This is a genomic window from Hymenobacter perfusus (genome assembly GCF_003944765.1).
In the GTDB taxonomy this organism is placed as follows: domain Bacteria; phylum Bacteroidota; class Bacteroidia; order Cytophagales; family Hymenobacteraceae; genus Hymenobacter; species Hymenobacter perfusus.
Genome location: NZ_RWIU01000009.1, coordinates 118,920 through 142,645, shown reverse-complemented (window position 1 = coordinate 142,645; position 23,726 = coordinate 118,920). Strand labels below are relative to the sequence as shown.

Genomic DNA, 23,726 nt, shown 5'->3' with positions numbered 1-23,726 from the left:
CCTTTGCCGCATGTTGTTCCTGCTTCCTGCCCTTCGGCGGAGCGGGAGTGGTGCCTTGCTGTTGGCTGTGGCCGCCTGGGTATCCTCCTGTTCTTCCTCGCCCGACCCCACACCGGTTGCGCCCGTTCCTCCTGTTTCGCCACCCGTGGTGCTCCCCGAGCACCTCACGCTGGGTAACCCCAGCGGCGCCGTGGCCGATGTTCAACAACCCACCAACTACCTGCTGCTGAAGCCGCAGTACGCGCTGAGCTACCACCGCGACCGGGGCACGCCCAACTGGGTAAGCTGGCACCTGACCCTGGATAACCGGGGGAGTGCCGACCGGCAGGATGATTTCCGGGCCGATAACACGCTGCCCACCGGCTGGTACCAGGTGCAGGCTACCAGCTACAGCGGCTCCGGCTTCGATAGGGGCCACAACTGCCCCTCGGCCGACCGCACCAACACCGTGGCCGACAACTCGGCTACGTTCCTGATGACCAACATGATTCCGCAGGCCCCGCGCAACAACCAGCAAACCTGGGCCAATCTGGAGAACTTCACCCGGGCCCAGCTCGCCAACGGTGCCAACGAGGTGTACGTCATCATGGGCAGCTACGGTACGGGCGGCACCGGCTCCAGCGGCTACAAAACCACCCTCGACCAGGGCCGCGTTACGGTACCCATGCGCGTGTGGAAAGTGGTGGTGATTCTGCCCACCGGCGACACTGATGCCTCCCGCGTGAATACGGCCACCCGCGTTATTGCCGTGGATACCCCCAACGATCAGTCCATTAGCACCAACTGGGGGCAGTACCGCACCACCGTGGATGCCATTGAGGCCGCCACCGGCTACGACCTGCTGTCGGCGGTGGCGCCGGCGGTGCAGCAGGCTGTGGAGAGCCGCATTGACGATGGTCCGATGTAGAGTTGAAACTAACTATTGAACACAAAAAAAGCCTTTCCAGCACTGGAAAGGCTTTTTTTGTGCTCAATAGATCCGGCCGTCACGCTGGACGCCCGCTGATGTTCTGACTGCTCCCGACTGGCTATTGGCCGGGGCTCAGCTTTTTGGCGGCATCATACTCGGCTTTCAGCTGCTGGGCGCGGAGCTTCTTGCTGCTGATGAAGATGGTAGCGTCGTTGCTGGCCGCGTTTTCATCGTAGCTCATGGTTACGGCTTTGCCGTTCCAGGCGTAGCGTTGCCGGAACGGACTGCTGCGGGTACCAGCGCCGTATTGCTGCTGTATGGCGGCCAGTATGGCCCGGCTGTTGGTGATGCCCCGGGTTTCCAGAATGACTAGGGCCAGTTTGCCCTTATAAAAGCCGTAGCGAATAGACGATACTTCGCCTTCCCCCAGTTGCTTTACCTCGCCGGTGCGTCGGTAAAAGCGGGTGGTGCCGCCCACTTCCGCCAGTGTCCGGTCCGGCAGGGCACTGGTGTCCGATTCGAACCGCACGCCCCGGAAGCCATACCGCTCATCGAGAACTTTGGTGCTGGCTGGAGGAGTCTGCGCTACGGCTGCCGTGGCCGCTAAAGCCCACAGGCACCCTAGTATGGAAATATGCTTCATGCTGGAAAGAGCCCCCGTTGCCCTGTACAGTTGCGTGCGCCGCCGGAGAATACCGTCGTTTACTGGCGTGGTGCAATTTGGGCGCTGCCTGCCCCAAGCCTGCGCCGGGGCGGCAGTACAATCAGGCAAGTACAGTTTCTTCCAGTAGTTCCGCCAGACTTACTTCCTCTACCGGCGGTACGGCGGCAAACCGGTCCTCGTGAAAGTTGGCCTCCGGAAAGCCGGGGGCTACCTCCGCGTTGTTGATTTCCGCCAGTGTCACGCCATAGCCCCGGTGGGTGGCGTACAGCCCCCGCACCGTGTAAATAGGGCCGCGCTTGGGCGTCTGGATAACCGGATTCTGCACCAGCAGCAGCGTAAAGTCGTCGTTGGTGCAAACCACGGGCTGGCCAGGGTGAAACAAAGGAGGATTCATGCTGCAAAGGTAACCTGCCAAAGCGGAAGATAGATGCAGGCTGGCATAGTAGTACTTACTAAGCTAGGTGGTATCCACTATAAAAGCGCCCCGACATAGCCGGGGCGCTTTTGGGTAATCTGGAAGGCTTTCAAAACTTACTTCTTGCTCTTTCCTTTGCCCTGACCCTTGATGTTGTCCAACGTGCCCGTATAGGTGATAGAACCAGTGGGCTCGGTTACTGCTACGGTTTGGTACGTGCGTCCCTTGGTTGGACCGTCCGCCACTTCCGTGTAGGTTGAGTTGTACACTACTCGTTGGGTGGGAGCAGCCACACCAGACGGTAGCTTACCTACCAGAACGGAAGTTGATTTGCCCGACGGAGTAATAATGAATTTGGTCTGCGTCATCTCAATCTGAGCATCGGGAGCTAAGCCGGGAATGCCCAGGGAGGCGTTAGGGATGTTATACACCTGATCCGTTTTATGCACAAAGGCACCAGATTGCCCTTGCTGAACTGCCGTGCGCACAGCATTCTGGGCAGACGCTGCTGAGGAAACACTTAAAAGCCCGGCTACAAGGGCAATGCCTAAAATCTGCTGTTGGAAAGAACGCATGGTGTGTGGATAAAGAGGACAAAAAATTGACCGATGAGAACGTATTGCCAACAAACGTGCCATTCGTAGGAAGGGCTACGCAGATGGGGTAAGAGTTTGGGTCCTACTTCCTCGCACGAAATGGTATATGTGTAGCTAAAACGGAATCAATTAAAGCTAAGCTCGCCAGAAAACCTGTCCTGGTCCAGTGGGTATCCGAGCGGGCATAAATAGGCTGCTCCTTCAGCCGTTGAAATTTGGTATAGACATCAATCACCGGCATTTGTAAGGCTGGGTTTTGCTGAATGCGTGGAATCAAATCATTATACTTCCCTAGCTCTGGCTCCAGAACAGTGACAGGATTTGGCATAATGGCTAAGTACACCTCATCAAATCCGGCCCGTTTGTAGTGGTGGTATACCTGATTGAAATTTTTCACCAACATGGCTTCTTCCTCGCTAGGAAGCGGATTGAAAGAGCTTGAATTCAACGTTGTATCAATTGTTTTCTGATAGTAGAGCCGGTCACGCGTCGGCGAGATAAATACGTCTGGACTAATGCGGTTGAACACCATCTGGTTAAGCTTCGCCTTTGCTTCTTTCAGGGGAGTGAAAAGTGGATAGTCGAACAAATTGAATTCCAGATTCGACTCAATATCCTTGTTGAATAGATGGCTATTTACCCAGGAAGTTGGTTTCATGTCTTGGGTAGATTCCTCTGCATGGGAAGCCACTACTTCAAGCTGCTGATACAATACCGTTGTATCGGGTAAGGTGTAGCGCACGCGGCGTTCTACCATTTCCAGCACCAGAATATTTTTCTTGGTAGAATCTAAGTGAAAACGCTTGCCTTCATAGTCCAGGCGCGAAAAACGGTACGCATCGGCGTGAGCCAGAAGCGAATCAGTCTGCAAGAAGGCCCAGATATAACTGTCGCAGATGGTGTACAGATGCACATTGCTGACGGCCTTGGACTTGACGTAATCCGGTTTCAGATCAGCCAGTTTAAAGACAGGCGTTTTGTAATGTGGTAAATAGGAAAGTCCATACAAATCACCATACCGGTACTTGTCGGTAGGCCACGCATCAGCACGGTATTGCCCCAGTGCCTTCATCCACTCAGTATTGCTACTTACCACCCCAATTCCCAGGAACAGGGCGGCAATCAAAAACAAGAATATCCGCTTCATGACGCTTAGAATTGGAAGTAGATAAACTGACTGTGGTCAAATACTCCTAGCAGATAGCAGCTAAAAAGCAGCACGCTGAACAGCGTGGCAAACTTCCATGTCTGAGCAGTCGGCAGCGTCATATAGTACCGTTCCTTCCAGAGTAATAGCCCAATAAGTACCACGCACAGCAGCGTCTCGCCCACATTCAGGGCTAAATCCGGGGCTTGGTAAGCGGTTTGGATAAACAGCTTTTTGATGACTAGGACTGCATCGTGCGCGCCGTGGGCCCGGAAGAATATCCAGGCAAACGTTACCAAGGCAAAGGTGGAAAGCACGTCCCACGTCTTCTTGATCCAGGTTTTCTCCCAGGCTTCTCGTGGAGGGAAGGTGCGGTTCCACAGTTGCGCCACAATTTGGTATAAGCCATGTAAACCGCCCCAGATGATGAACGCCCAACTGGCGCCATGCCACAGGCCACTGATTAGAAACACCAGCAGCACGTTGAACAGGCGGCGCGAGTACTTAACCCGATTGCCTCCTAATGGGATGTAGAGGTAATCCCGAAACCAGGTAGACAGGGAGATGTGCCACCGCCGCCAGAACTCCCCAATAGAACGGGCAGTATAAGGCTGATCGAAATTCTTCATTAAATCGAAGCCCATTACCCGCGCAGCTCCTATCCCAATATCGGAGTAGCCGGAGAAGTCACAGTAAATCTGGAAGGCATAGAAGATGGTAGCAATTAGGAGGGTCGTGCTATTTTGGGTACCAACATCATTGTAAGCCCCATCCACCACCCGGGCCAGCCGGTCAGCAATGACCACCTTCTTGAACAACCCAAAGGCCATTTGCAGCAAGCCACTTTTGCACAATTCCCAATCAAATTTATACTGCTCGTGAAATTGCGGTAAGACGTTTTGTGGGCGCTCAATTGGGCCGGCTACCAGCTGTGGGTAAAACATGACATACAGGGAATATATCCCAAAATGCCGTTCGGCCGGGTAGCTCCCCCTGTACACTTCAATAGTATAGCTCATGGCCTGAAAGGTGTGAAAAGACAGGCCAATGGGTAAGAGCATGTTCAGGAAGGGCAGCGACGTAGGCATACCCGCAAAGGCCAGCGCCGCATTAGCATTGGAAACGAAGAAGTTGAAATACTTGAAGACGGCCAGAATACTAATGTTGGCAGCTAGGCTACTGATAAGCCACAGCTTCCGGTGGAAGCCTCTGGCCCGTTCAATTTGCAGCCCGGCGAAGTAGTCGATAACAATCGTGAAGCCTAAGATGAGAATATACTCCGGCACGAAGGCCATGTAAAAGAAGCAGCTAGCCCCGAGTAATAACATCCAACGGCCTCGCCACGGCAACTGGAAATACAGAATAGTTACAACAATGAAAAAGACTAGGAACTGTAGAGAATTGTAAAGCATCAGACCAGATTAAGTACTGCAAGATTACAAACTCTTTAAGAATCTACTGGCTACTCGTAGTGCCGGTTGGTTTCAGAATAGAAGCCTGGGGCTACCTGCTTAGGAGCGAGTTTGGTGAAATTACATGAATAGTTATAGCTAAGCAGAAGGCCCGGGATATACCTGCGTCTGCCCGATCATGTAAGCCTTTTGTGTTGGTTTAGGCAGCACGATTGAATGCGCACCGGCTGAGCCGGTCGGCGTAACTTCGCGGCTGTATGCGCCTTATCTCCTTTAATCCCGCCATGCTGGCGGCTGTCCGGGCGGGGCACAAAACGGTAACCCGTCGTCGGTTGCCCGTGGCTCTGCCGGTGCAGCAGAAGCCCGGCCGCTACCGTTACAGTGAGCTGGCGGTAGCCGGGGCTATATTCGAAGATCTGCACCGCAACCGGGCTTTGCTGCCGCCGGTTTCGTGTCCTTTTGGTCAACCAGGTGAACTGTTGCGCGTTCAGGAAGATCCGGCTAGCTGCCTGATAATAAAGCGCATCTGGGTCGAACAGGTGCGCTGCCTGACGGATGCCGATGCGCTGGCAGAAGGCATCCGCCCTCGGGAAAAAGCCGGGCGGGTACAATGGGGCGGGGTAGAGCCGGACCCGGACCGCCCGGTCGGTTTTTGCTGGTACGATAGTCCCACAGCGGCTTTTCAGGCGTTGCTTACTTCTATTTATCCCTCGGCCTGGGCCCGTAATGAGTGGGTGTGGGTGATAGAGTTTGAGCGGGTGCCGGATGCGTGAGTTCTGGTCACGCAGTTGAATATGGCTCCTGGCTTCTCAGGCCGGAAGAATGGCCCAGCCCGCTGATGGGGCGCGCGGTGAATTTCAACGCGGCCGGGTAGGTCCGGAAGTATCGGCGCGCAAACCCGGTGGCCCGGCCAGATGTCACAACAACGTCCGCTATGGCCTTTACATGCCGCCCGGAAGAAGCTAATCTTGATAACTCAACCACCTTCTTTCACTCATTCCATGAACCAGCTACGTTCTTTTTCTCTGCTGTTGCTGCTGTCCCTCGGGTCCGCCGCCACCGCTTTCACTCCTCCCCGGGCCAGCACCGCGCAGGCCGGGTCCTCTACCGATTACCAGAATGGCTACACGGCGGGCAAGCGCGAAACCGAGCAGAACAAGTGCATCGAAGGCAATAATTTCCCGCAGAACTATGAATGGTACCGGCAGCGCATTACCTACTGGCGCGACACGGCGCCCTCGCAAGATGAATATGATTACTACCAGGGGTATCTGGATGGTATGGAGGAGGGATACAACACGCCCGTTATCTGCGGTAGCCCCGGCGGCACCGGACCAGGTACGGGTACGGGTACGGGTCCTGGCGGTGGTGGCGGCGGCCCCATTGAGCCGATATTTGACTAACTGCAAAAGCCCCGGCGCATTGCCGGGGCTTTCTCTGGCCCGTGCTGAAGAACGGCCTACTGAGTACTAATAAAGTAGGATGTCACAATTTGCTGAAGCATAGCCTGTACAACAAGCCGTCTGGTGCCGACTTTGCTGCATCTACTCACTTTACTATTCCTTCCAGTATGAAACCAGTATGGCGTTCGATTGCCCTGGGGCTACTCCTCAGCTGCCTGCAGGCAGGCGTTGGGCACGCCGCTCCCGCTACGCTTAGCAACGAGCAGATTTCTCCTTCGGATTACTACAGCGGCCTGGCAACCGGGCAGGGCTATCGTAGCCACTGGGCCAGCCAGTACGGGGCGGGCACGCCGCAATACACGGCCGCCATCGACGCCGAATATCTGCGGGCCAGCCGGGCCATACAGGCTGCTCGTCAGAATGGCGACACGCACGAGGAGGATTTCTGGCTCGGGTTCATTGATGGCTTGGAACGCGCTGCGGAAGAGGAGGTATAACCGAGCTGCTTGCTTTTCCATTTCTGCAACCAGCTATACAACAGAGAAGCCCCTCCAATGCGAAGGGGCTTTTCTGTTGTGTAGCTACGTGGCCAGCGCCAGGGTGCTAATTCCGCAGGCCCGAGGAGTAGCCCAGCCAGTACTGGCGGTCTTCCAGGGTGGTGGAGCTGGCGCGCATCTCATCGGCGTAGGCAATTTCGGCTGTTAGCTGCTCGGGCGTCAGGTAGGGCTTGATGGCCTGGCCATCGGCCACCCCGATGTGGTAAGGAGAAGGCCCCAGCCAGATAGTGCGGGCGTGAGAGGCAGCGGCAGGAGCAGCCAGGCAGGTACTACCGGCAGACCCCAGCAGCAGCAGCGCCAGAAAAAGATGTTTCATGTGAGTGAGGAAAGGAAGGTAGAAGTATGTCGGACTGGCACGCCAAGCGGCGTATTAGTTACACAGATCGACGAAGTCCTGGTACGTGAGGGTTTCCGTGGTGGAAGAGCAGGAACCGTTGACGGTGAGCTGCAGCTGAAAGTTGGCGTTGGAACGAATCCGGATGTAGGCATCCTGACTGGTATTGCCTAACACGTTGGCGCCGGTACCAACGATTCGCCAGTAATACGTGGCGTTCGGGTCGCTGGAATTGCCGTGAATGGGAACCAGACCTTCCTCGCACCAGTCGGTGCCGTAAATCTCAATGTAGGCATCACACAGGGGCCGGGCCGGCAGGGTGGGCGAGGTGGCGGAGGTCAGCATGCCGGTGGAGGCCAGCAGCAAAGCAGACAGGAGGAGCTTTTTCATGTAAGTAGTGGAATGGGGTGGAGCAAGTGGTTCAATAGCAGGGGACTTAGTTAGAGAGGCCCTGCACGTAGCCCCGCCAGTACGTGGGGCATTCTGCGTTGCGGGCGTTGTAGCGGGCATTGGCAATGGCCGTGTTGAGCGCCTGCTCGTATTCCGGTGTGCCGGCTCCGTAGGTCGCGGCGAGGTTGGCCTTGTGGTCCTGCCCGTCTACGAGGCCGTCTTCGTACGTGGGGCACTGCTGCGCCTGGGCCGGCGGGGTGGCAACGGGGGTAGCAGTAGCTGCGCCCAGGCTCAGCAGGGCCGCGACGGGCAGTAGGCGAAAGAAGTTGTACATGGAGTGGAAGAAGTGGAGGATGAATGGATGCCCCAATTTCCCTGCCTTCCAGCCTGGGTCCAAGGCAAACCCTTGCGCAATTGTGACATGTTAATGGTGATATGTTGATTACCGAGGCTGGCCCTACGGAGCCCAGCCGTTTATTGACTAGCTTGGCGCCGATGAAATTAGTTGCTGCTACCTGTGCTCTCTGGTGCCTGGGCACCTGCCTCGCTGCCGCGCAAATCAAGCCGGTGCTGTATCCAAAGCTGAGTAAGACCCTGGATAGTCTGGCCTACGTCGATCAGTGGCCTATGCAGCAGCTATTCAAGCAGCTGCCCGATAGTGCTGACCGGAACTTGGTGCAAGTCGAGCAGGATAACTTTGCCCGCCACCAGCCTCTACTGGAAAAGATTGTGCGTCAGGTAGGATACCCCGGGTTCCGGCAGGTTGGGGAGAAAAGCGCGAACAATTTCTGGCTGCTCGTGCAGCATGCCGATGCGTACCCGGCCTTCCAGCGCCAAGTGTTGGAGTTGATGCTCTCCGAAGTGAAAAGCAGGAATGCCAGCCCCATCAACTACGCGTACCTGACGGACCGTGTCGCCATCAACGCGGGCAAGCCGGAGGAGTACGGCACTCAGGTAGAATACAAAGGGCCTGGTTTGGGCAAAGCGGTACCCAGATCGTTGCGGGACCCGAAAAACGTGGACAAGCGCCGCGCCGCTATTGGCATGGAGCCGCTGCAGCAGTATCTCAACATGATGAGTGGCCTGCATGAGCAGATGAATGCGCCGAAGCCCACGGTGCAATAGGGGGGCAAAAACTGCCTCGGGTGGGGCGGGCGCTTCATTGAACCCTTTTGGTGCAGCTGCTCGTTATCCGGAATATGTCAACTGCAAGTAAATCAACGAAACGCCCCCGCAAAGCCAGCGAAGAAGCCGGGCCCGTATTATCCCACGCCGAGCAGCTCCTGTCCATGCAGCAGCGGGAAGCCGGCAAAACGGTCATGTACCGGCATGATGCCTGGGGGCATATGGAAACGCGCTTCGTGCGCACACAGAACGTAGCGGCCTGGGAAGCCAAAGGTTTTATCCGGCGCTAGCTAGGTTCTGGTCTTCTATTTCAAAGAAAAAAGCCCCGGCATCAGTCGGGGCTTTTCTTGTACTGTTTACCCCAAGAGGACTTTTCGCTGTCGAGAAGCCTCCTATCAGGGAGGCTTTAGTCTATCCTGAAACGCTTACTGGATGACGGCTGCTGGGGCTCCTTCCGCAAGACTAGCCCGACCACCACTGCTGCCAGTCGCGTAGTTGCGCTACTGCCGATTTTCTGTCAGCCCTCGGGTATGCGCCCGCTGAAGCGGTCCATCATGGGTGTGTCGATGAAGCCGGGACACACAGCGTTGATACGGATGTTTTTTGGGGTCGTAGTCCAGCGCCGCTGACCTGGTCAGGCCGAATAGTTTAAGGAAACGGCCTGGCGTTAAGCGGCTGTTCGCTGTCTGGGCTGATGCACGGGTGAAGCTGGTTACGGACCCATCGGTTTCGCGTGCCGTGTTGGCGGCCGTTCGGGAAGAGGCGATTCGGGAAACGATGGTTTACCAAGCTATGCCCTTCAGGGCAAAACGACTAGGGGCTGACAGTCCCTAGTCGTTTAATTCAGCTCAAACGTAACCGTGGCGCTGCCCCGGCCCAGCGCCGCTGCCAGCCCGGCCGGGTTATCGACGCGGCCCAGGCGGGTGTAGCGGTAGGCCGTGGCCAGCGGCTGGTAAAACAACACCAGCGTGTTAGCCCCATAAAGCAGCAAATCACCCGCCTGAATGGTGCCGGGGCTGATGATGTTAGTAGGCAAGCTGGCCGGCAGGTCGTGGTATTTTTCGTTGCTGTTCAACTCACTCATTGAGATGGTGAGGGGCAGCCGGGCCACGAAGGCGGTGCTCGTCGGGTTGTGTGGCAGTGTGGCCGTGAACGTGTCGGGGCCGATGCGCAGGCGGATTTTAGTGCTCATAGGGGGCAGGGTGGCAGGGTCGGGACCGGGCGTAGCGCTTTTACACGTCCCGGCCCCAACCAGCAGCAATAGTAGTAGCAACAGCAGACGTGGCCGTTTCATGGTTTCCGGGTTATTGTGAACTCAGCCTAACGCCCAGCTGTGACAACCTGCTTACACCGGCTGGCGCATGGCCTCCAGCACCTTGTCGGGCGTCATGGGCAGGGAGCGGAGGCGGCGGCCGGTGGCGTGGAAAATGGCGTTGCCCACGGCCGCAGCGGTGCCTACAATGGCAATTTCCCCGATACCCTTCACGCCCAGGGCGTTGATGTAAGGGTCGTGCTCGTCGATAAACTCCACGGTCATGTCCGGAATGTCGGCATTCACGGGCACGTGGTAGTCGGCCAGGGAGGCGTTGGTGTAGCGGGCCAGGTTGGGGTCGCGCACGGTCTGCTCCATCAGGGCCGCCCCGATGCCCATGGTAGCCCCGCCCAGCACCTGCGAGCGGGCCGTTTTGGGGTTCAGGATGCGGCCGCCGGCCACCACGCTCACCCATTTGGTGATGCGCACGGTGCCCAGCTCGGGGTCGACGCGCACCTCGCAGAAGTGCGCCCCAAATGAGTACATGGCGTGGCCGCTTTCCTTACCGGCGTCGTCTGGTTTGGCCGGGGCGGGCGCGCCGCTCTGAGCCGCCTCGTAGCCCGCGCCGTACTTGCCCTGGCCGAAGCCTTCGAGGTCGGTCAGGCTGCCGCGCTTCATCAGGGCCGCGAAGTCCTCGCCTTTGGCCGGATTAGCTTTCAGCTGCAGGCGGCCTTTCACCACTTCCACCTCCGCCGGTTTGGCGCGGAACAGCGGCGACTTGGCATCCGTTACGGCCATTTTGGTGAGCTTCTGCCACAAATCCTGCGCGGCCGTGTACACCGACGAAGCGAAGGTGCCGGCCCCCATCGAGCCCCCCGAAATATTGGTGGTCGGCAGCGCCGAGTCGCCCAGCTCGAAGCGCACCTTGTCGGGCGCGATGCCCAGGCAGTCGGCCGCCACCTGCGTGATGACGGTGTAGGTGCCCGTGCCTAGGTCGGTGGCCGCTACCTGCACCACGGCGTGGCCATCGGCGAAGAGGCGCACGCGGGCGTTGCCCTGCGAGTCGTTCACCGGATAGGTGGCCGTGGCCATGCCCCAGCCCACGAGGTACTTGCCGTCGCGGGTAAGGCCGTTTTTGGGGTTGCGCTTGCTCCAGCCAAACAGCTCGGCGCCGCGCTGGTAGCACTGCTTCAGGCTCTTGCTGCTCCAGGGCTGGCCGGTGGCGGGGTCCTTATCAGCGTGGTTGACCAACCGAATCTGCACGGGGTCGAGGCCGAGCTGGTAGGCCAAGTCGTCCATCGAGCTTTCCAGGGCAAATGAACCGGGCGCTTCGCCGGGCGCGCGCATCCAGGTGGGCGTCATCACGTTGCCCTTCACCAGCTTGGTGGTGGCTTCGAAATTGGGGCACTGGTAGAGCATGCCCATGAATTTGCTGTTGGTTTCGGCGTAGTCGTCCCAGGGCGAGGTGGTCGAGGTCTTCTCGTGCAGCAGGGCCAGCAGCTTGCCTTGCTTGGTGGCACCCAGGCGCAGGGTCTGCTCCTGGTCTTCGCGGTGGCCGACGCTGGTAAACATCTGCGGCCGCGTCAGCACCAGCTTCACCGGCCGGCCCACGGCCTTGGCCGTGAGGGCCGTGAGTACGCTGTGGGGCCAGATGGGACCTTTGCAGCCGAAGCCGCCGCCGAGGTACTTGGTGATGACCCGCACCTGGTCCTGGGGCAAGCCCAGAATAGCGCTCAGGGCGCGCTGCTGCCACGAAACGCCCTGCGTTGCGTCGTACACGGTGAGGCGGTCGGCGGCTTCCCAGTGGGCGATGGTGGCACTGGGTTCCATCGGGCTGTGGTGGTTGGTGGCGTGGGAGTAGGTGGCCGTCACCTGGGCCGGCGCGGCGGCGAAGGCCTCGGCGGCCTTGCCGCGGCGCTTGGTGCCCTCGGCGTCGGCATCGGGCTTGCCGCCGGGGTTGTAGCGCGGCGCTTTCGTATCCTGATACGAGGCGATAGGAGCCTCGGCGGCGATGCTCACGCGCAGTTTGGCGGCGGCCTGCTGGGCGTGCTCCAGCGTATCGGCCACCACAATGGCTACCGGCTGCCCGGCGTAGAATATCTGGTCCGACTGCAAAGGCATGAAGGTCATCTGCACCGAATAGCCAATGGCCTCCTTGCCTTCCTTGGTTTCCGCCGTCAGGGCGGGCTTGGGCAGGTTCTGGTGGGTAAGGATGGCCAGCACACCCGGCTCGCGCTGGGCGGCGCTGAGGTCGAAACCCGTCACGCGGCCCTTGGCCACGTCGCTGGTTTTGATGACGGCGTGCACCATGCCCGGCAGGTGGTTGTACTCGGCCGAGTACTTGGCCGCGCCCGTCACCTTGGCCCGGCCATCCACGCGGCTCAGCGGCTGGCCGACGGCGACCGTTTGGGGAGGATTTTCAAAGAAGGTGGATTCGGTATCCATGGGAATGAGGTCCGTGAGGGAGAGGTAGAGACGCGACACTTCGTGTCTCAATCGTTGCTGACGCTGTTTGTTGCGGCTTTTCAGGAGCAAGTCGTTCAACGGGAAGACGCGAAGTGTCGCGTCTCTACATTGTTCTTAACCGGCTACTTTCATCAACGCCTGCACCAGCGTGTTCTGGGCCAGCTCCACTTTGAAGGCGTTTTCCTTGCGGGGCTGGGCGCCGCGCAAAGCAGCGGCGGCGGCGGCCCGGAACGTGGCTTCCGTAGCCGGCTGGCCCACCAGGGCCTTTTCGGCTTCGGGGCTGCGCCAGGGCTTGGTGCCCACGCCGCCCAGCGCCACGCGGGCCGAGCGGATGGTGCCGCCATGCACGTCGAGGCCCACGGCGGCCGAGGCCAGGGCGTAGGCGTAGCTGCTCCGCTCGCGCACCTTCAGGTAGGTGGAGCGCTGGGCGTGGGCGGCGGCCGGAATGGTGATGGCTACAATCAGCTCGCCGGCTTCCAGCACGGTTTCCTTTTGGGGCGTGTTGCCGGGCAGCAGGTAGAAGTCCTTCACCGGCACCTGCCGCTGCTTGCCTTTCTGGTTTTCCAGGGTCAGCACGGCGTCGAAGGCGGCCAGGGCCACGCTCAGGTCGCCGGGGTAAGCGGTGGCAATGCAGCTGTCGGAGGTGCCCAGCACGGCTAGGTTGTGGTTGTCGCCTTCCAGAGCGGGGCAGCCCGAACCGGGCACGCGCTTGTTGCACGGAAACGCCGCGTCGCGGAAGTAGCCGCAGCGGGTGCGCTGCAAGATGTTGCCCCCGATGCTGGCCATGTTGCGCAGCTGGGGCGAGGCCGCCAGCAGCAGCGACTCGGAAATAGCCGGAAACTGCTCCAGTACCAGCTTGTTTTCGCCCACGTCGCTCATGCGCTCCATGGCTCCGATGCGCAGCCCGTCTTTGGTCTGCTCGATTCCTTTGAAGGGTATCGTGTTGATGTCCACCAGCTGCGGGTGCTCCTGCAGGTTGGCTTTCATCAAGTCGAGCAGCGTGGTGCCGCCGGCAATGTAGGCCGCCTGGGGCTGGTCTTTGGTGCGGCCGGTGGCTTCTTTGGCCGTGGTGGCCTGAGTGTAGCTGAAGTCGTTCATTTTCTGATGAGTTATACGACGGTCATGCTGAGCTTGTCGAAGCATCTCTACTGCAGCAGTAATCAACTTGCGCAACGAAGCGGTAGAGATGCTTCGACAAGCTCAGCATGACGGTCTGTTAGCCTTTGAAGCCACTCTGCTCGACCTCCCGCACGGCGGCCAGAATGTTGGGGTAGGCGCCGCAGCGGCAGATGTTGCCGCTCATCCACTCGCGGGCCTGGCCGTCGGTGGTGGCGTGGCCTTCCTTCACGCAGGCCACGCCCGACATAATCTGGCCCGGCGTGCAGTAGCCGCACTGGAAGCCGTCGTGCTTAATAAAGGCCTCCTGCATGGGGTGCAGCGCGTCGCCCTTGGCCAGGCCTTCGATGGTGGTGATTTCCTTGCCCTGGTTCATCACGGCCAGGGTCAGGCAGGAGTTGATGCGCCGGCCATCGACGTGCACCGTGCAAGCCCCGCACTGGCCATGGTCGCAGCCCTTCTTGGTGCCGGTCAGGTCGAGGTGCTCGCGCAAAGCATCCAGCAGCGTCACGCGGGGTTCGGCCTGAATGGTGCGCATGGTGCCGTTGATTTTCAGCTGCATAGGGCTGGCCCCCGATATGACGGGGTTGACCGGGGCGAGCTTCTGGGCCAGGGTTTCGGCCTGGCTGGCGATGGGCGAAGCCAGGGCAAAGCCCAGGATGCCCCCGGCCTGCTGCATGAACGTGCGGCGCGAGCCGTCGGACGGCTGCGACGCCTCGGGCTGGGCGTCCGGGAATAAATCAGAATGCATAGGATGAAGTAAAGGTGGGAAAATGAGCCCGCTCCGCCGTGCACCGCGCCGAGGCCGCCAGGACCTAGCCGTCGGGTGCTAACCACCTATATCCCAATGTGGTTTTAACGGTTGCGCAGCAGGTTGTACGAAGCGCTGTTGTAAAGGTATTAGTCCAGCCAAGGCTAATTAGTACAGCTTTCAAATGGATGTGTACACTTTTCAAAGAGTGCGCGCTTAGCCGTTCAACCAGTCAGCCAATTTCCCTGGATTTCGCAGGTCGGGCGGGCGCAAAAGCATACCCCAAAAAGTAGCCACCGCAACGGGTTTCGTGCTGGCGCACGGAGGTAGAGACGCATAATTGCGTCTCGTCGTTGAACGGCCTGCAGGCGAGTTGTGCAACGGTTCCGTTCAACGACGAGACTCCAACTGTTGCGTCTCTACATCGTTCCAACTGCCGTAATAGCAACTTATCAAGCTGGCAAAGCCGGCACCTGCGCGCGGCGGAAGGTGAGCGGGGTGGTGTCGGTGTGCTTCTTGAAGAAGTTGTTGAAGTACGTGGGGTACTCAAAGCCCAGGCTGTAGGCAATTTCGCTCACGCTCCAGTCGGTGTGGGCCAGCAGCAGCCGGGCTTCCATCAGCAGCCGCTCATTGATGTGCGTGCTGGTGGATTTGCCCGTCACTTCCTTCACCATGGCGTTCAGGTGGTTCACGTGGATGGCCATGCGCTCGGCGTAGTCGCTGGCCGATTTGAGCACCGGCTCGCGCAGCTGCGCTGTGATGGGAAACTGCACCTCCAGCAGGTTCAGAAACAGCGAGGTGATGCGCTCGGCCGCGTTGACGGGCGCGTGCTGGGCCGTGGCTGGCTCCAGGCGGGCTGCCTCGTGAATTACGATGGAAAGCTGGTTGCGCAGCAGGTCTTCTTTGTGGACGTAGTCCGACTCTAGGTCGCGCCGCATGCGGGTGAAGGCGTCGGTGAAGTAGCGGGCCTGCTCCTCGGAGAGGAAGTACACCGGGTTGCCCTCCACCTTGTAGAGCACCGTGTCTTTCAGGCTCACGCCGCGCATGGCCGAGTGCAGAAACGACTCGGAAAAACAGCACAGGTAGCCCTGCTGCTCATGGAAGCCCGCGGGCACCTCCCAGGCGTAGGGAATCAGGCGGTTGGTGAACACCAGCGCAGGTTGGTTGATGCCAAAGCTGCGGGTGGTGTAGTGAAGCTCGTTGGCCCCCTCCAGCACCAGCACCACCTTGAACTTGTCGCGGCGGTTGAAGTTGCCCAGGCCGCAGCGGGCCTCGTGCATAGTCAGGACTTCCACGTCCTCCCCGATATGGTAGGGCGACGGCGGGGTGAAGGGGCGGGCCTCGGTCATGGGGTTGCTCAGCGCTTTGGCCAGCAGGCGGCGCTGGTGGGTATCCTTAACGGAGCCCGGCAGCCGGGGGTTGGTATCAGCCATGGGGTGAACGGCGTTGAAGTTGGGTCACAGCAGATTGTCGGCGGCCCCGGCCGGGTTAGCGGTTGTATTCCTGGTCGGTCACAGGCCGGCCCCAGTCCACAATGCCCTTCTCGGTGTTGACGTTGAGCGAGATGTGCGTCATGCCCTGCTGGGGGGAGGCCCCGTGCCAGTGCTCCACGCCCGGCTGGGCCTGCACCACGTCGCCCTGGCGCAGTTGCCGGATGGGCTGGCCCTTTTCCTGGTAGTAGCCCACGCCTTCGGTTACCAGCAGAATCTGGCCGGCTGCGTGCGTGTGCCAGTTAGAGCGGGCCCCGGGCGCGAACGTCACGTTGGCACTCAAGCAGTTGAACGTGGGGTCTTCCTTCACCAGCATGGCTACGTACACCACGCCGGTGAAATTCGCTGCCGGCGCCCGCTCGCCTTTGGCAAAGGGGCCGCTCAAGGGGGTGGCGGGCGCTTTCGGGGTCGTCGTCTGGGCCAAGCAGGTCAGGCTGAGGGTCAGGGCTAACGGGAGGGCAATGCGTTTGATAGTCATGGGCTTCAAGAAAGGGTGATTTATGAAAGGGCTTTGACGACGCGCGCCGGCACCCCGGCCACGATGCAGTTAGCGGGCACGTCCTTGGTCACCACGGCCCCGGCCCCCACAATAGCGTTTTCGCCGATGGTCACGCCGGGCATTACCGTCACGTTGGCCCCGAGCCAGGCGCCCTGCTTGAGCACGATGGGCAGGGAAACAGTGTCGCGCCGCTGCCCGGGTTCGGTCAGGTGGTTGGTGGTGATGAGGTTCACCTTCGGGCCAACTAGCACGTTGTCTTCCAGCGTGATGCCACCCCGGTCCATGAAGGTGCAGGCGTGGTTCACGAAGACGTTCTTGCCAATCCGGATGTTGTGCCCGAAGTCGGTGTAGAAGGGCGGAATCAGGAAAAATGTGGGGTCTACCGGCTGGTTAATCAGCTCGCTGAACACATGGTTCACCTGCTCATTATCGTCCACCCGCATGGCGTTGAGCTCTGAGGTAATGCGGATGGCTTTACGGATGATGGCGTAAATCTGCGGGTAGTCCGGGTCGTTCAACCGAATGACCTCGCCGGCCAGCTCACGCGCAAAAATGGTTAGGGTTTGGGGCTGCATCATGGCAGTGGTTAGCGGGTGTATCCTCCCGACGCGGGTCCTCGGATAAAGGTCCCGCGTCGGGCTAGCGGTTTATTATCTTTTGCTGGGCTTCGGCGTACCGGTCGCCGGTAAAGGCCATGTGCGCCGCGGCCAGCTCGATTTCCCGCAGGTCGTCGGCCGACAACGGCAGGGCCGCCGCGCCGAGGTTTTCTGCCAGCCGGTGCAGCTTGGTGGTGCCGGGAATGGGGGCAATCCAGGGCTTCTGGGCCAGCAGCCAGGCCAGGGCAATCTGGGCGGGCGTGGCCTGCTTGTCGTGGGCAATGCGGCTGAGCAGATCCACCAGGGCCTGGTTGGCCTTGCGGACTGCGGGCGAGAAGCGCGGCGTCGTGTTGCGGAAGTCCGACTTGTCGAACTCGGTGTGCTCGTCGATTTTACCGGTCAAAAAGCCTTTGCCCAGCGGGCTGAACGGCACAAAGCCAATGCCCAGCTCTTCCAGGACGGGCATAATGGCTTGTTCCGGCTCGCGCCACCACAGCGAGTACTCGCTCTGCAGGGCGGCCACGGGCTGCACGGCGTGGGCCCGCCGGATGGCCTCCACGCCGGCCTCACTCAGGCCGAAGTGCTTCACTTTGCCCGCCGCAACCAGGTCCTTCACAGTCCCGGCCACATCCTCTATAGGCACGTTGGGGTCCACGCGGTGCTGGTAGAGCAAGTCGATGCGGTCGGTGCGCAGGCGCCGGAGCGAGGCGTCCACCATCTGCCGGATTTGCGCGGGCTGGCTGTTCAGGCCGCCGCGGTTCAGGCCGGTAACTTGGTCGATGTCGAACCCAAACTTGGTGGCGATAACCACCTGGTCGCGGACGGGTGCCAGCGCTTCGCCCAGTAGCTGCTCGTTGGTCCAGGGGCCGTACACCTCGGCCGTGTCGAAGAAGGTTACGCCCTGCTCCACGGCGGCGCGAATCAGTTGAATCATTTCCTGCGTATCGGCGGCCGGGCCCAGGCCGAAGCTCATGCCCATGCAGCCCAGGCCGAGAGCCGATACCTGAAGGCCGTTGGTGCCTAATGTGCGCTGTTGCATCTGATTAAGGTTAAGGGGTTCTGTAGTTGAAATGACGGCCCCGAAGACCCGTCGCGGCTACGGTCTGGCAGCGGCCAGCACCTAAGTTAGTATTAGTATAACGCAGGAAGCCTCGGCCTGTGACTGGTCTACCGTTGCCTCGCATGGCCCGCTGTGCTTTTCCAGATTTTGCCTGTCATGCTCATCCTTCAGCCTCAAGGCATTGGTAACGGGCAGCCGTTGACTGGTCCATCATATCCTGCGTGTACTGGGCTTTGCCTTACTATCGACCAAGTACTACAAAGGTCTGGTGGTAGGAACCCGCAAGAACGAAGCAATTCAAACAGATTAGTATAAAAAACAAAGAGTTGGCATGGACCGGCTGGAAAACTGCCTCTGGGGCAATGGTAGTGGGGCGCTTCAGTCAGTGACCAACAGGGGGGCACGTTGCCTGCCAACCAAGGCAATGCGAGTATATACACGCCGCCGATGTTGACAGCAGCGACGCGCCCGCCACGCGCCCGTCGTGGGCTAGCAGGGTTTCGGTGCTGATTACTCCCTGCTGCTGCCGCGTCTGGGCCGGCTGACCGGCTGGTACTGCGTCAATTTTATGGTCAACCTTAACGGCACGAGCTACCCCGAAGCCAATAACTGGGTCTTGCTGCTGATTCCGGGTTTGCTGCTGCTGCGTGTGTGGCAGCGTCGTCGGCTGCGGCAGTTGGGGCGCTGGGTTCATTTGACTGCATCTGCCGTCCACTGCATCAACTCTGCCGATATCCACTTACATAAAGCGCCTGTTTACCCGGTGTACCGGGCTATCAGAGACGAATTCCCTTGTGGACTTTTCGCCATCTGGGGCGTGTAGGGAATCGTAACTCTAAATTGCAGCTCACAGCCTTCCCGATGCGCGGTAATGGTGCTGTGGTGCAATTCCAGAATGCGGCGGGTGATGGCCAGGCCCAGGCCGCTGCCTTCGCTGCGCCGGGCGGCCTCGCCCCGGTAAAACCGGTCGAAGAGGCGCTCGGCATCCGCTTCACTTACCTGCTCGGTTTGGTTGGCCAGCACCAGCTGCACCTTATCCGGCAGCTGCGTCAGGCACACAGAAAATACGGAGTCGGGGGCGGCGTAGCGCACGGCATTGTCGAATAGGTTTTCCAGCGCCCGCACTCAGTAATGGTGGTCGATGGGCAACAGTACGGTGGCAGGTGTACAGGTCAATTCGACCGTAATACCCCGGCGCTCGAACAGCGGTACAAAGTCGCCAGCCAGCTGCCGTAGCAGCGTGGGCACCATCTGCAGCAGCCCCCGCTCCGAAAGCGTGCTGAGCTGGCTGTACTCGAACAGGCGGTTGATGCGGGAATTGAGCAGCAGGGCTTTGCGGTGCGCGGTGGCCACGTAGTGCTGCGGGGTATCACCGGTCAGGCCGCTCGGCGTTTGCAGTAGGTCCAGGTATCCCAGAATGGACGTAAGGGGGCTTTTGAGGTCGTGCGAGAGGCTGGTGATAAGCTCGTAGCGGGCCTGCTCGTTCTGGCGTTCCTCGGCCATGCGCCGGGCCAGCTGCCGGGCCATTTCGTTTATGCTGCGGGCCACGCCCCCTAGAGTGTGTGGACAGTAAGAGGTATTTTTGACCCATGCGCCGCCACGAATTAAGTGAACACGAATGGAAAGCCGTCGCCCCCCCTTACGCTTGGCCGCCTAAGTCGAGGGCGCGACAACCGGCTGTTTGTCAACGCCGTGCTTTACCGTGTGCGAACGGGTATTTCTTGGCGCGACTTACCCGAGCGATTCGGCCCCTGGAACACGGTGGCGCGGCGCTTTCGGCGCTGGGCCCAAGCCGGGGTGTGGGAAGCCCTGTTCCAAGCAGTGCAAGAACCCGACTACGCCTGGGTGCTGGTCGATTCGACCACCCTCAAGGCCCACAAAGCCGCAGCCGGGCAAAAAAAAGTACGCCCGCAGCCGAAAGCTTAGGCCGCAGCCGGGGCAGCTTTTCCACCAAACTGCACGCCGCGGTTGACGCGTTGGGCAACTGCTTACACTTGGTGCTCACGCCCGGCCATTGGGTCAATTGCACACAGTTGCCGGTCTTGTTAGCGGGGCTGCGCCACGCGCCCGGGGCCGTTGTGGCCGACAACGCCTATGATACCAACGCCGTGCTCGCCGCCATTGCCTGCCGCCACGCCGAGCCCGTCATTCCACCCAAATCCAGCCGCAACGAGCGTCGGGCTTACGACCAGAACCTCTACGCCGAGCGCAATAAGGCCGAACGGTTCTTCGGTCGACTCAAGGAAGCCAGAGGTTTCGCGACCTGCTACGATAAAACCGCCGTTTCCTTTTTGGCCACTGCCCACCTACTCGCCGCACTCGATTGGTTGCGCTAACTGTCCACACTCTCTAGGTAGACATACTATTGTATATCCTTCCACTCAATAGATTCTGTTTGTTATGAAAAAAGCAGTGTACATCTTACTTGCTGCCGTAGGGTTGACAAGTGTTGCTCCTGGCCTCAGTGCTAATGCAGCGACTAGCCGTGTAGCCTACTCAAGAGCAGACTATTGGCAAGGTGGGTATGATCTGTCGCGTGAAGTAAACATTGACCCAAGTGACGAAAACAAGTACAACTTGTATCTGACAGGTAAATCTAATCATGACTACGCTGTTTATGTAGGAGACCAAAGTCAAATGGATTATTGGCAAGGTTGGCTTGATGCACTTGGACCTGTAGTCATCCCCTATTAAAACAGGTGTAATGCCTGCAGCAAACGCCCCGGTATCTACCTGGGGCGTTTCTGTTTCTTCAAAATGTGTTTGACGACTGGAGCTGAGGATGGCATGACCGTTTACAGGTATGTGACCCGGCGGCAAGAGCCAGCCTATTGCAAAAAAAAGCCCTCATCGACGGATGGGGGCTTTTTTTGCTACGAGACAGGTAAGAAGAGCCGGTATTCAGGCCAAAGGGGCACACTAGCGGGCACACCAATAAAAAAGCCCGTGCAAATCATTGATTTACACGGGCTTAATTTAGCTAAGAGCCTCCTGTCGGGATCGAACCAACGACCTACTGATTACAAGTCAGTTGCTCTACCAGCTGAGCTAAGGAGGCATTCAGGTGGCACAAAAGTAGGCGTTGCCGGCGAACAGGGCAAGTACTTTCCTGAAATTTCCTGTTGAAAAAAACTAACTAACTGACCTGTCGAAAAATAAAAACACCGCGCCTGTTAACCGGGCGCGGTGTTTTGCTGAAATATCGGGTGAAGCTAGCTTCTTACGGCCCGCAGTTGGCGCTTCAGCCCGTCAATCCGCGTCTGGGCTTCATTGATGCGGCCCTGATATTCCTCCCGAAGCTGGCCGGCATTTTTGGAGCGGGCAAAAAACTCCAGGTTGGTTTTAAGAGTTGAAATGTCATTTTCCAACTCGTTGATTTCCCGGCGCAACGTCTGCTCCTTCTTGTAGAGCTGCTGCTGGGCGTCGGGCGACGACTTGAGGCGCTCAATCTGCAGCGCAAACAGCAGGTCTGTGCGGTCGGCGTAGGAGAGGCCCGGTACCTGGTCGAGGTACTTGCCCATCAGCGTCTGGAACCTGTCCTCCGCCTGCCCGGAGTGGCGGGCTCCGCTGTCGAAGGCCCGCCATTCGCTTACGTGCTGGCGGAAGCCCTCCAGCGTGCCGGGCTGGTCAGCAGAAAGACCGGTTACTGCTTCGGTTACCTGCGCGAGGTGCTGAGTCTGTTCCTGGCCGAGCTGCTGCACCTGATGGTCACGCTGGCGGGTTTCTTCTTTTTTGCGGTCAAAGAAGGCGTCGCAGGCGGTCCGGAAACGGTTCCAGACCTTGTCCGACTGCTTCTCGGGTACCCGGCCAACCAGCTTCCATTCTTTCTGGAGGCGGATAACGGTTTCGCGAGCCTCTTCCCAGTTTGCGCTCTGCAAAGCGGCTTCGGCCTGCTCACACAGGTCGAGCTTGCGCTTGAGGTTGGTATTTTTTTCCTCGTCGAGGGCCTTGAAGAACTGATTTTTCTTCTGGAAAAAGGCCTTGTACGCACCCCAGAACTGCCGGTTCAGCTGCTCGGCCTTGTCGCGGGGGACGAGGCCGGCGGCGTCCCAGGCTTCCTTCAGCTTCTGCAGTTCGTCGGTTTTGGCGCGCCACTCATTCACGCGCTCCGTCTGGAATTCGCCGAAGGGCCGTAGCTGCTCCATGAGGGCGGTTTTACGCTCTAGATTAGCCGTTTCCTGGGTCTGGCGGGTTGTCAGGAATTCCTGCTTGCGGTTGTGCACCTGCTCCGAAGCCTGGAGGAAGCGCTGCCAGAGCGTTTCGCGTTGCTCGTTAGGCACGGGGCCGATGTGTTTCCACTCATCGTGCAGCTGCCGCAGCTCCTGCAGGGCCTTGTTGATGCTGGGCTGCTGCTGCAGGGCCTCGGCGCGGGTGATGAGGACTTCCTTGGCCTCCAGGTTGCGGCGACGGTCCAGCTCCTTCATTTCGAAGAACAGGCCGCGGTTGTTATAGTAAATGTCGAGCAGCGCGTGGTAGCTGTTCCACAGCTCCTGGGCCTCCTTCTGGGGCACCGGGCCGGTGGCTTTCCAATCGTTTTGCAGCGCCTTGATGCGGGCCGAACTATCCTTGGTTTCAGCCGATTCTACCAAGGTGCGCAGCTGGGAGAGCAGGTACTGCTTATGGGTCAGGTTCTTGGTGCGCTGCTCATCTTCGGCCTTGGCATCGCGGGCCCGGCTGTCACGGAACTCCTGGAAGGCTTTGGTTAGGTCCTGATGACCCTCGGGGCCGGCGTAAGCAAATTCCTCGGCCTGGTTGCCCTGATCCACGAAGTGCTGGCGGGCAGTAGCACGCTCGGTTTGCAACTGGGTGTCGTAGAGGCGATAAAGGTCAGAAATCTGCTTGCGGTTCTGGCGGGCGTCGGGGCGGCGCAGCAGCTGCAGCAGGTGAGCCGTCCGGGCGGGCAGATCCAGGGTGGAGAAGTCTACGGCCGGCGCTTCCGGTACGTATTCTTCCTCTCCCTCAACGGCGGCCGCGTCGGAGGAGGTGTGCAGGGAGCCAACGGTAGGGGCGCTTTCGAGGGACGCTTCCACATTGCCTGGGGTTACCTCCACCACTGGGGTAACGTGCGGGGCTTCTGGTTCGGGCCGGGCGGTATCCTGCGGTGTTTCTTCTGAAGTAGTGGCTGGTTCCTCCGCTGGCTCAGTGGGCGCAGCAGGCTGCTCGGCGGCCGGAGAAGTGGTACCGTAGTGCGCCATGGCGCGGGCCTCGCCGGCGGAATGCACCTCCGCCGTAGCCGCTTCGGCGGGTACGTGGGTGATAGACTCCGTTGCGGCCGTTGCTTCGGGGCTATCCGGCTCGGGGGCAGCGGTAGCCGCTGCCGACTCGGCCGTACCGGCCCCAACAGGCTCGGCGGGCAGGGGCGGGGTACCCTGGGCGGGGCGCTCCGTAATATCCTCAGGCGCGGCCGGGCGGTTTTGGATTTCGGCCAGGCGACGTTCCAGTATCTGCTGGGGCGACTCCGCGCTGTCGTCGGAGTGAGTGGGGGCGGGGGAATTCTGATCAGGTAGCATACAAGTCGGAAGGAAGACCCGGCCGGTGGCCGG

At 59.5% G+C, this 23,726-nt stretch carries 28 protein-coding genes and 1 tRNA gene; 9 read left to right on the top strand and 20 right to left on the bottom strand.

Annotation, left to right across the window (positions count from 1 at the left end; all coding sequences use genetic code 11):
- Positions 1 to 10 precede the first annotated feature (10 nt).
- Complete coding sequence (locus EI293_RS20320; RefSeq protein WP_125440383.1) at positions 11 to 907, top strand: DNA/RNA non-specific endonuclease; 897 nt, start codon at positions 11 to 13, stop codon at positions 905 to 907.
- Positions 908 to 1,028: 121 nt separating this feature from the next.
- Here the strand turns inward: EI293_RS20320 and EI293_RS20315 are convergent, their stop codons facing one another.
- The 5 genes from EI293_RS20315 to EI293_RS20295 form a co-directional block, all read right to left on the bottom strand.
- Positions 1,029 to 1,553, bottom strand: a complete 525-nt coding sequence (locus tag EI293_RS20315; protein ID WP_125440382.1) for a hypothetical protein — start codon at positions 1,551 to 1,553, stop codon at positions 1,029 to 1,031.
- Between the two features lie 121 nt (positions 1,554 to 1,674).
- Complete coding sequence (locus EI293_RS20310) at positions 1,675 to 1,968, bottom strand: hypothetical protein (RefSeq protein ID WP_125440381.1); 294 nt, start codon at positions 1,966 to 1,968, stop codon at positions 1,675 to 1,677.
- Between the two features lie 137 nt (positions 1,969 to 2,105).
- Entirely contained in the window at positions 2,106 to 2,564 is a 459-nt protein-coding gene (locus tag EI293_RS20305) for a hypothetical protein (RefSeq protein ID WP_125440380.1), read from the bottom strand.
- Positions 2,565 to 2,667: 103 nt separating this feature from the next.
- A complete protein-coding gene (locus EI293_RS20300) occupies positions 2,668 to 3,732 on the bottom strand; it encodes a hypothetical protein (RefSeq protein WP_125440379.1) in 1,065 nt (354 codons plus the stop codon).
- Positions 3,733 to 3,737: 5 nt separating this feature from the next.
- Entirely contained in the window at positions 3,738 to 5,144 is a 1,407-nt protein-coding gene (locus EI293_RS20295; protein WP_125440378.1) for an MBOAT family O-acyltransferase, read from the bottom strand.
- Between the two features lie 257 nt (positions 5,145 to 5,401).
- Between EI293_RS20295 and EI293_RS20290 the strand changes: the two genes are divergently transcribed.
- The 3 genes from EI293_RS20290 (at position 5,402) to EI293_RS20280 (ending at position 7,044) form a co-directional block, all read left to right on the top strand.
- Positions 5,402 to 5,917 (top strand): hypothetical protein, encoded by a 516-nt coding sequence (locus EI293_RS20290; RefSeq protein WP_125440377.1) that lies wholly within the window; start codon positions 5,402 to 5,404, stop codon positions 5,915 to 5,917.
- A 228-nt stretch (positions 5,918 to 6,145) separates the two neighbouring features.
- Positions 6,146 to 6,547, top strand: a complete 402-nt coding sequence (locus EI293_RS22165; RefSeq protein WP_170170463.1) for a hypothetical protein — start codon at positions 6,146 to 6,148, stop codon at positions 6,545 to 6,547.
- A 167-nt stretch (positions 6,548 to 6,714) separates the two neighbouring features.
- Positions 6,715 to 7,044 (top strand): hypothetical protein, encoded by a 330-nt coding sequence (locus tag EI293_RS20280; protein WP_125440376.1) that lies wholly within the window; start codon positions 6,715 to 6,717, stop codon positions 7,042 to 7,044.
- A 106-nt stretch (positions 7,045 to 7,150) separates the two neighbouring features.
- Here the strand turns inward: EI293_RS20280 and EI293_RS20275 are convergent, their stop codons facing one another.
- The 3 genes from EI293_RS20275 to EI293_RS20265 are packed head-to-tail and all read right to left on the bottom strand — an operon-like array spanning position 7,151 to position 8,162.
- Entirely contained in the window at positions 7,151 to 7,420 is a 270-nt protein-coding gene (locus EI293_RS20275; RefSeq protein ID WP_125440375.1) for a hypothetical protein, read from the bottom strand.
- 54 nt (positions 7,421 to 7,474) lie between these two features.
- Positions 7,475 to 7,828, bottom strand: a complete 354-nt coding sequence (locus tag EI293_RS20270; RefSeq protein WP_125440374.1) for a hypothetical protein — start codon at positions 7,826 to 7,828, stop codon at positions 7,475 to 7,477.
- Positions 7,829 to 7,874: 46 nt separating this feature from the next.
- On the bottom strand, positions 7,875 to 8,162 hold the full coding sequence (locus tag EI293_RS20265) for a hypothetical protein (protein ID WP_125440373.1): 288 nt from the start codon (positions 8,160 to 8,162) through the stop codon (positions 7,875 to 7,877).
- A 161-nt stretch (positions 8,163 to 8,323) separates the two neighbouring features.
- Between EI293_RS20265 and EI293_RS20260 the strand changes: the two genes are divergently transcribed.
- Both EI293_RS20260 and EI293_RS20255 read left to right on the top strand, forming a co-directional pair.
- A complete protein-coding gene (locus EI293_RS20260; protein ID WP_125440372.1) occupies positions 8,324 to 8,953 on the top strand; it encodes a DUF6624 domain-containing protein in 630 nt (209 codons plus the stop codon).
- A gap of 74 nt (positions 8,954 to 9,027) precedes the next feature.
- Positions 9,028 to 9,243 carry a hypothetical protein gene (locus EI293_RS20255; protein WP_125440371.1) on the top strand — a complete coding sequence of 72 codons (216 nt, stop codon included), beginning with the start codon at positions 9,028 to 9,030 and terminating at the stop codon, positions 9,241 to 9,243.
- A gap of 548 nt (positions 9,244 to 9,791) precedes the next feature.
- Here the strand turns inward: EI293_RS20255 and EI293_RS20245 are convergent.
- From EI293_RS20245 to EI293_RS20200, 10 genes are all read right to left on the bottom strand, one after another.
- Positions 9,792 to 10,247, bottom strand: coding sequence for a cyclophilin-like fold protein (locus tag EI293_RS20245; protein ID WP_125440370.1), 456 nt, complete (start codon positions 10,245 to 10,247; stop codon positions 9,792 to 9,794).
- Between the two features lie 51 nt (positions 10,248 to 10,298).
- Complete coding sequence (locus EI293_RS20240; protein ID WP_125440369.1) at positions 10,299 to 12,650, bottom strand: xanthine dehydrogenase family protein molybdopterin-binding subunit; 2,352 nt, start codon at positions 12,648 to 12,650, stop codon at positions 10,299 to 10,301.
- A gap of 135 nt (positions 12,651 to 12,785) precedes the next feature.
- On the bottom strand, positions 12,786 to 13,769 hold the full coding sequence (locus EI293_RS20235; protein WP_125440368.1) for an FAD binding domain-containing protein: 984 nt from the start codon (positions 13,767 to 13,769) through the stop codon (positions 12,786 to 12,788).
- 118 nt (positions 13,770 to 13,887) lie between these two features.
- Entirely contained in the window at positions 13,888 to 14,538 is a 651-nt protein-coding gene (locus EI293_RS20230; protein WP_125440367.1) for a (2Fe-2S)-binding protein, read from the bottom strand.
- Between the two features lie 452 nt (positions 14,539 to 14,990).
- Positions 14,991 to 15,971 (bottom strand): helix-turn-helix domain-containing protein, encoded by a 981-nt coding sequence (locus tag EI293_RS20225; protein WP_125440366.1) that lies wholly within the window; start codon positions 15,969 to 15,971, stop codon positions 14,991 to 14,993.
- A gap of 55 nt (positions 15,972 to 16,026) precedes the next feature.
- A complete protein-coding gene (locus tag EI293_RS20220; RefSeq protein WP_125440365.1) occupies positions 16,027 to 16,506 on the bottom strand; it encodes a (R)-mandelonitrile lyase in 480 nt (159 codons plus the stop codon).
- Between the two features lie 20 nt (positions 16,507 to 16,526).
- A complete protein-coding gene (locus EI293_RS20215; RefSeq protein WP_125440364.1) occupies positions 16,527 to 17,105 on the bottom strand; it encodes a sugar O-acetyltransferase in 579 nt (192 codons plus the stop codon).
- Between the two features lie 61 nt (positions 17,106 to 17,166).
- The gene (locus EI293_RS20210) at positions 17,167 to 18,162 is read right to left on the bottom strand and encodes an aldo/keto reductase (RefSeq protein WP_125440363.1); all 996 of its coding nucleotides are present in this window, start codon (positions 18,160 to 18,162) and stop codon (positions 17,167 to 17,169) included.
- Positions 18,163 to 18,939: 777 nt separating this feature from the next.
- On the bottom strand, positions 18,940 to 19,308 hold the full coding sequence (locus EI293_RS22525; RefSeq protein ID WP_125440362.1) for a sensor histidine kinase: 369 nt from the start codon (positions 19,306 to 19,308) through the stop codon (positions 18,940 to 18,942).
- On the bottom strand, positions 19,309 to 19,731 hold the full coding sequence (locus tag EI293_RS20200; RefSeq protein ID WP_125440361.1) for a sensor histidine kinase: 423 nt from the start codon (positions 19,729 to 19,731) through the stop codon (positions 19,309 to 19,311). It lies immediately after the preceding gene.
- A gap of 60 nt (positions 19,732 to 19,791) precedes the next feature.
- Between EI293_RS20200 and EI293_RS22680 the strand changes: the two genes are divergently transcribed.
- From EI293_RS22680 to EI293_RS20185, 3 genes are all read left to right on the top strand, one after another.
- Entirely contained in the window at positions 19,792 to 20,109 is a 318-nt protein-coding gene (locus EI293_RS22680) for a transposase (protein WP_125440360.1), read from the top strand.
- Entirely contained in the window at positions 20,025 to 20,519 is a 495-nt protein-coding gene (locus EI293_RS22435) for an IS5 family transposase (RefSeq protein WP_394343417.1), read from the top strand. Before EI293_RS22680 ends, EI293_RS22435 begins: the two co-directional genes overlap by 85 nt.
- A 64-nt stretch (positions 20,520 to 20,583) precedes the next feature.
- Positions 20,584 to 20,877: a hypothetical protein gene (locus EI293_RS20185; RefSeq protein ID WP_125440358.1), complete on the top strand. Its 294-nt coding sequence runs from the start codon at positions 20,584 to 20,586 to the stop codon at positions 20,875 to 20,877.
- Positions 20,878 to 21,168: 291 nt separating this feature from the next.
- Here EI293_RS20185 and EI293_RS20180 read toward each other — a convergent pair.
- Both EI293_RS20180 and EI293_RS20175 read right to left on the bottom strand, forming a co-directional pair.
- Positions 21,169 to 21,241 (bottom strand) — tRNA-Thr (locus EI293_RS20180).
- A 154-nt stretch (positions 21,242 to 21,395) separates the two neighbouring features.
- A complete protein-coding gene (locus EI293_RS20175; protein WP_125440357.1) occupies positions 21,396 to 23,693 on the bottom strand; it encodes a DUF349 domain-containing protein in 2,298 nt (765 codons plus the stop codon).
- Positions 23,694 to 23,726: the final 33 nt, after the last annotated feature.

Excerpts from the sequence above, each read along its gene's own strand:
- EI293_RS20320 (WP_125440383.1), top strand. The coding sequence starts at position 11 with ATGTTGTTCCTGCTTCCTGCCCTTCGGCGGAGCGGGAGTGGTGCCTTG.
- EI293_RS20315 (WP_125440382.1), bottom strand. The coding sequence starts at position 1,553 with ATGAAGCATATTTCCATACTAGGGTGCCTGTGGGCTTTAGCGGCCACG.
- EI293_RS20310 (WP_125440381.1), bottom strand. The coding sequence starts at position 1,968 with ATGAATCCTCCTTTGTTTCACCCTGGCCAGCCCGTGGTTTGCACCAAC.
- EI293_RS20305 (WP_125440380.1), bottom strand. The coding sequence starts at position 2,564 with ATGCGTTCTTTCCAACAGCAGATTTTAGGCATTGCCCTTGTAGCCGGG.
- EI293_RS20300 (WP_125440379.1), bottom strand. The coding sequence starts at position 3,732 with ATGAAGCGGATATTCTTGTTTTTGATTGCCGCCCTGTTCCTGGGAATT.
- EI293_RS20295 (WP_125440378.1), bottom strand. The coding sequence starts at position 5,144 with ATGCTTTACAATTCTCTACAGTTCCTAGTCTTTTTCATTGTTGTAACT.
- EI293_RS20290 (WP_125440377.1), top strand. The coding sequence starts at position 5,402 with ATGCGCCTTATCTCCTTTAATCCCGCCATGCTGGCGGCTGTCCGGGCG.
- EI293_RS22165 (WP_170170463.1), top strand. The coding sequence starts at position 6,146 with ATGAACCAGCTACGTTCTTTTTCTCTGCTGTTGCTGCTGTCCCTCGGG.
- EI293_RS20280 (WP_125440376.1), top strand. The coding sequence starts at position 6,715 with ATGAAACCAGTATGGCGTTCGATTGCCCTGGGGCTACTCCTCAGCTGC.
- EI293_RS20275 (WP_125440375.1), bottom strand. The coding sequence starts at position 7,420 with ATGAAACATCTTTTTCTGGCGCTGCTGCTGCTGGGGTCTGCCGGTAGT.
- EI293_RS20270 (WP_125440374.1), bottom strand. The coding sequence starts at position 7,828 with ATGAAAAAGCTCCTCCTGTCTGCTTTGCTGCTGGCCTCCACCGGCATG.
- EI293_RS20265 (WP_125440373.1), bottom strand. The coding sequence starts at position 8,162 with ATGTACAACTTCTTTCGCCTACTGCCCGTCGCGGCCCTGCTGAGCCTG.
- EI293_RS20260 (WP_125440372.1), top strand. The coding sequence starts at position 8,324 with ATGAAATTAGTTGCTGCTACCTGTGCTCTCTGGTGCCTGGGCACCTGC.
- EI293_RS20255 (WP_125440371.1), top strand. The coding sequence starts at position 9,028 with ATGTCAACTGCAAGTAAATCAACGAAACGCCCCCGCAAAGCCAGCGAA.
- EI293_RS20245 (WP_125440370.1), bottom strand. The coding sequence starts at position 10,247 with ATGAAACGGCCACGTCTGCTGTTGCTACTACTATTGCTGCTGGTTGGG.
- EI293_RS20240 (WP_125440369.1), bottom strand. The coding sequence starts at position 12,650 with ATGGATACCGAATCCACCTTCTTTGAAAATCCTCCCCAAACGGTCGCC.
- EI293_RS20235 (WP_125440368.1), bottom strand. The coding sequence starts at position 13,769 with ATGAACGACTTCAGCTACACTCAGGCCACCACGGCCAAAGAAGCCACC.
- EI293_RS20230 (WP_125440367.1), bottom strand. The coding sequence starts at position 14,538 with ATGCATTCTGATTTATTCCCGGACGCCCAGCCCGAGGCGTCGCAGCCG.
- EI293_RS20225 (WP_125440366.1), bottom strand. The coding sequence starts at position 15,971 with ATGGCTGATACCAACCCCCGGCTGCCGGGCTCCGTTAAGGATACCCAC.
- EI293_RS20220 (WP_125440365.1), bottom strand. The coding sequence starts at position 16,506 with ATGACTATCAAACGCATTGCCCTCCCGTTAGCCCTGACCCTCAGCCTG.
- EI293_RS20215 (WP_125440364.1), bottom strand. The coding sequence starts at position 17,105 with ATGATGCAGCCCCAAACCCTAACCATTTTTGCGCGTGAGCTGGCCGGC.
- EI293_RS20210 (WP_125440363.1), bottom strand. The coding sequence starts at position 18,162 with ATGCAACAGCGCACATTAGGCACCAACGGCCTTCAGGTATCGGCTCTC.
- EI293_RS20185 (WP_125440358.1), top strand. The coding sequence starts at position 20,584 with ATGAAAAAAGCAGTGTACATCTTACTTGCTGCCGTAGGGTTGACAAGT.
- EI293_RS20175 (WP_125440357.1), bottom strand. The coding sequence starts at position 23,693 with ATGCTACCTGATCAGAATTCCCCCGCCCCCACTCACTCCGACGACAGC.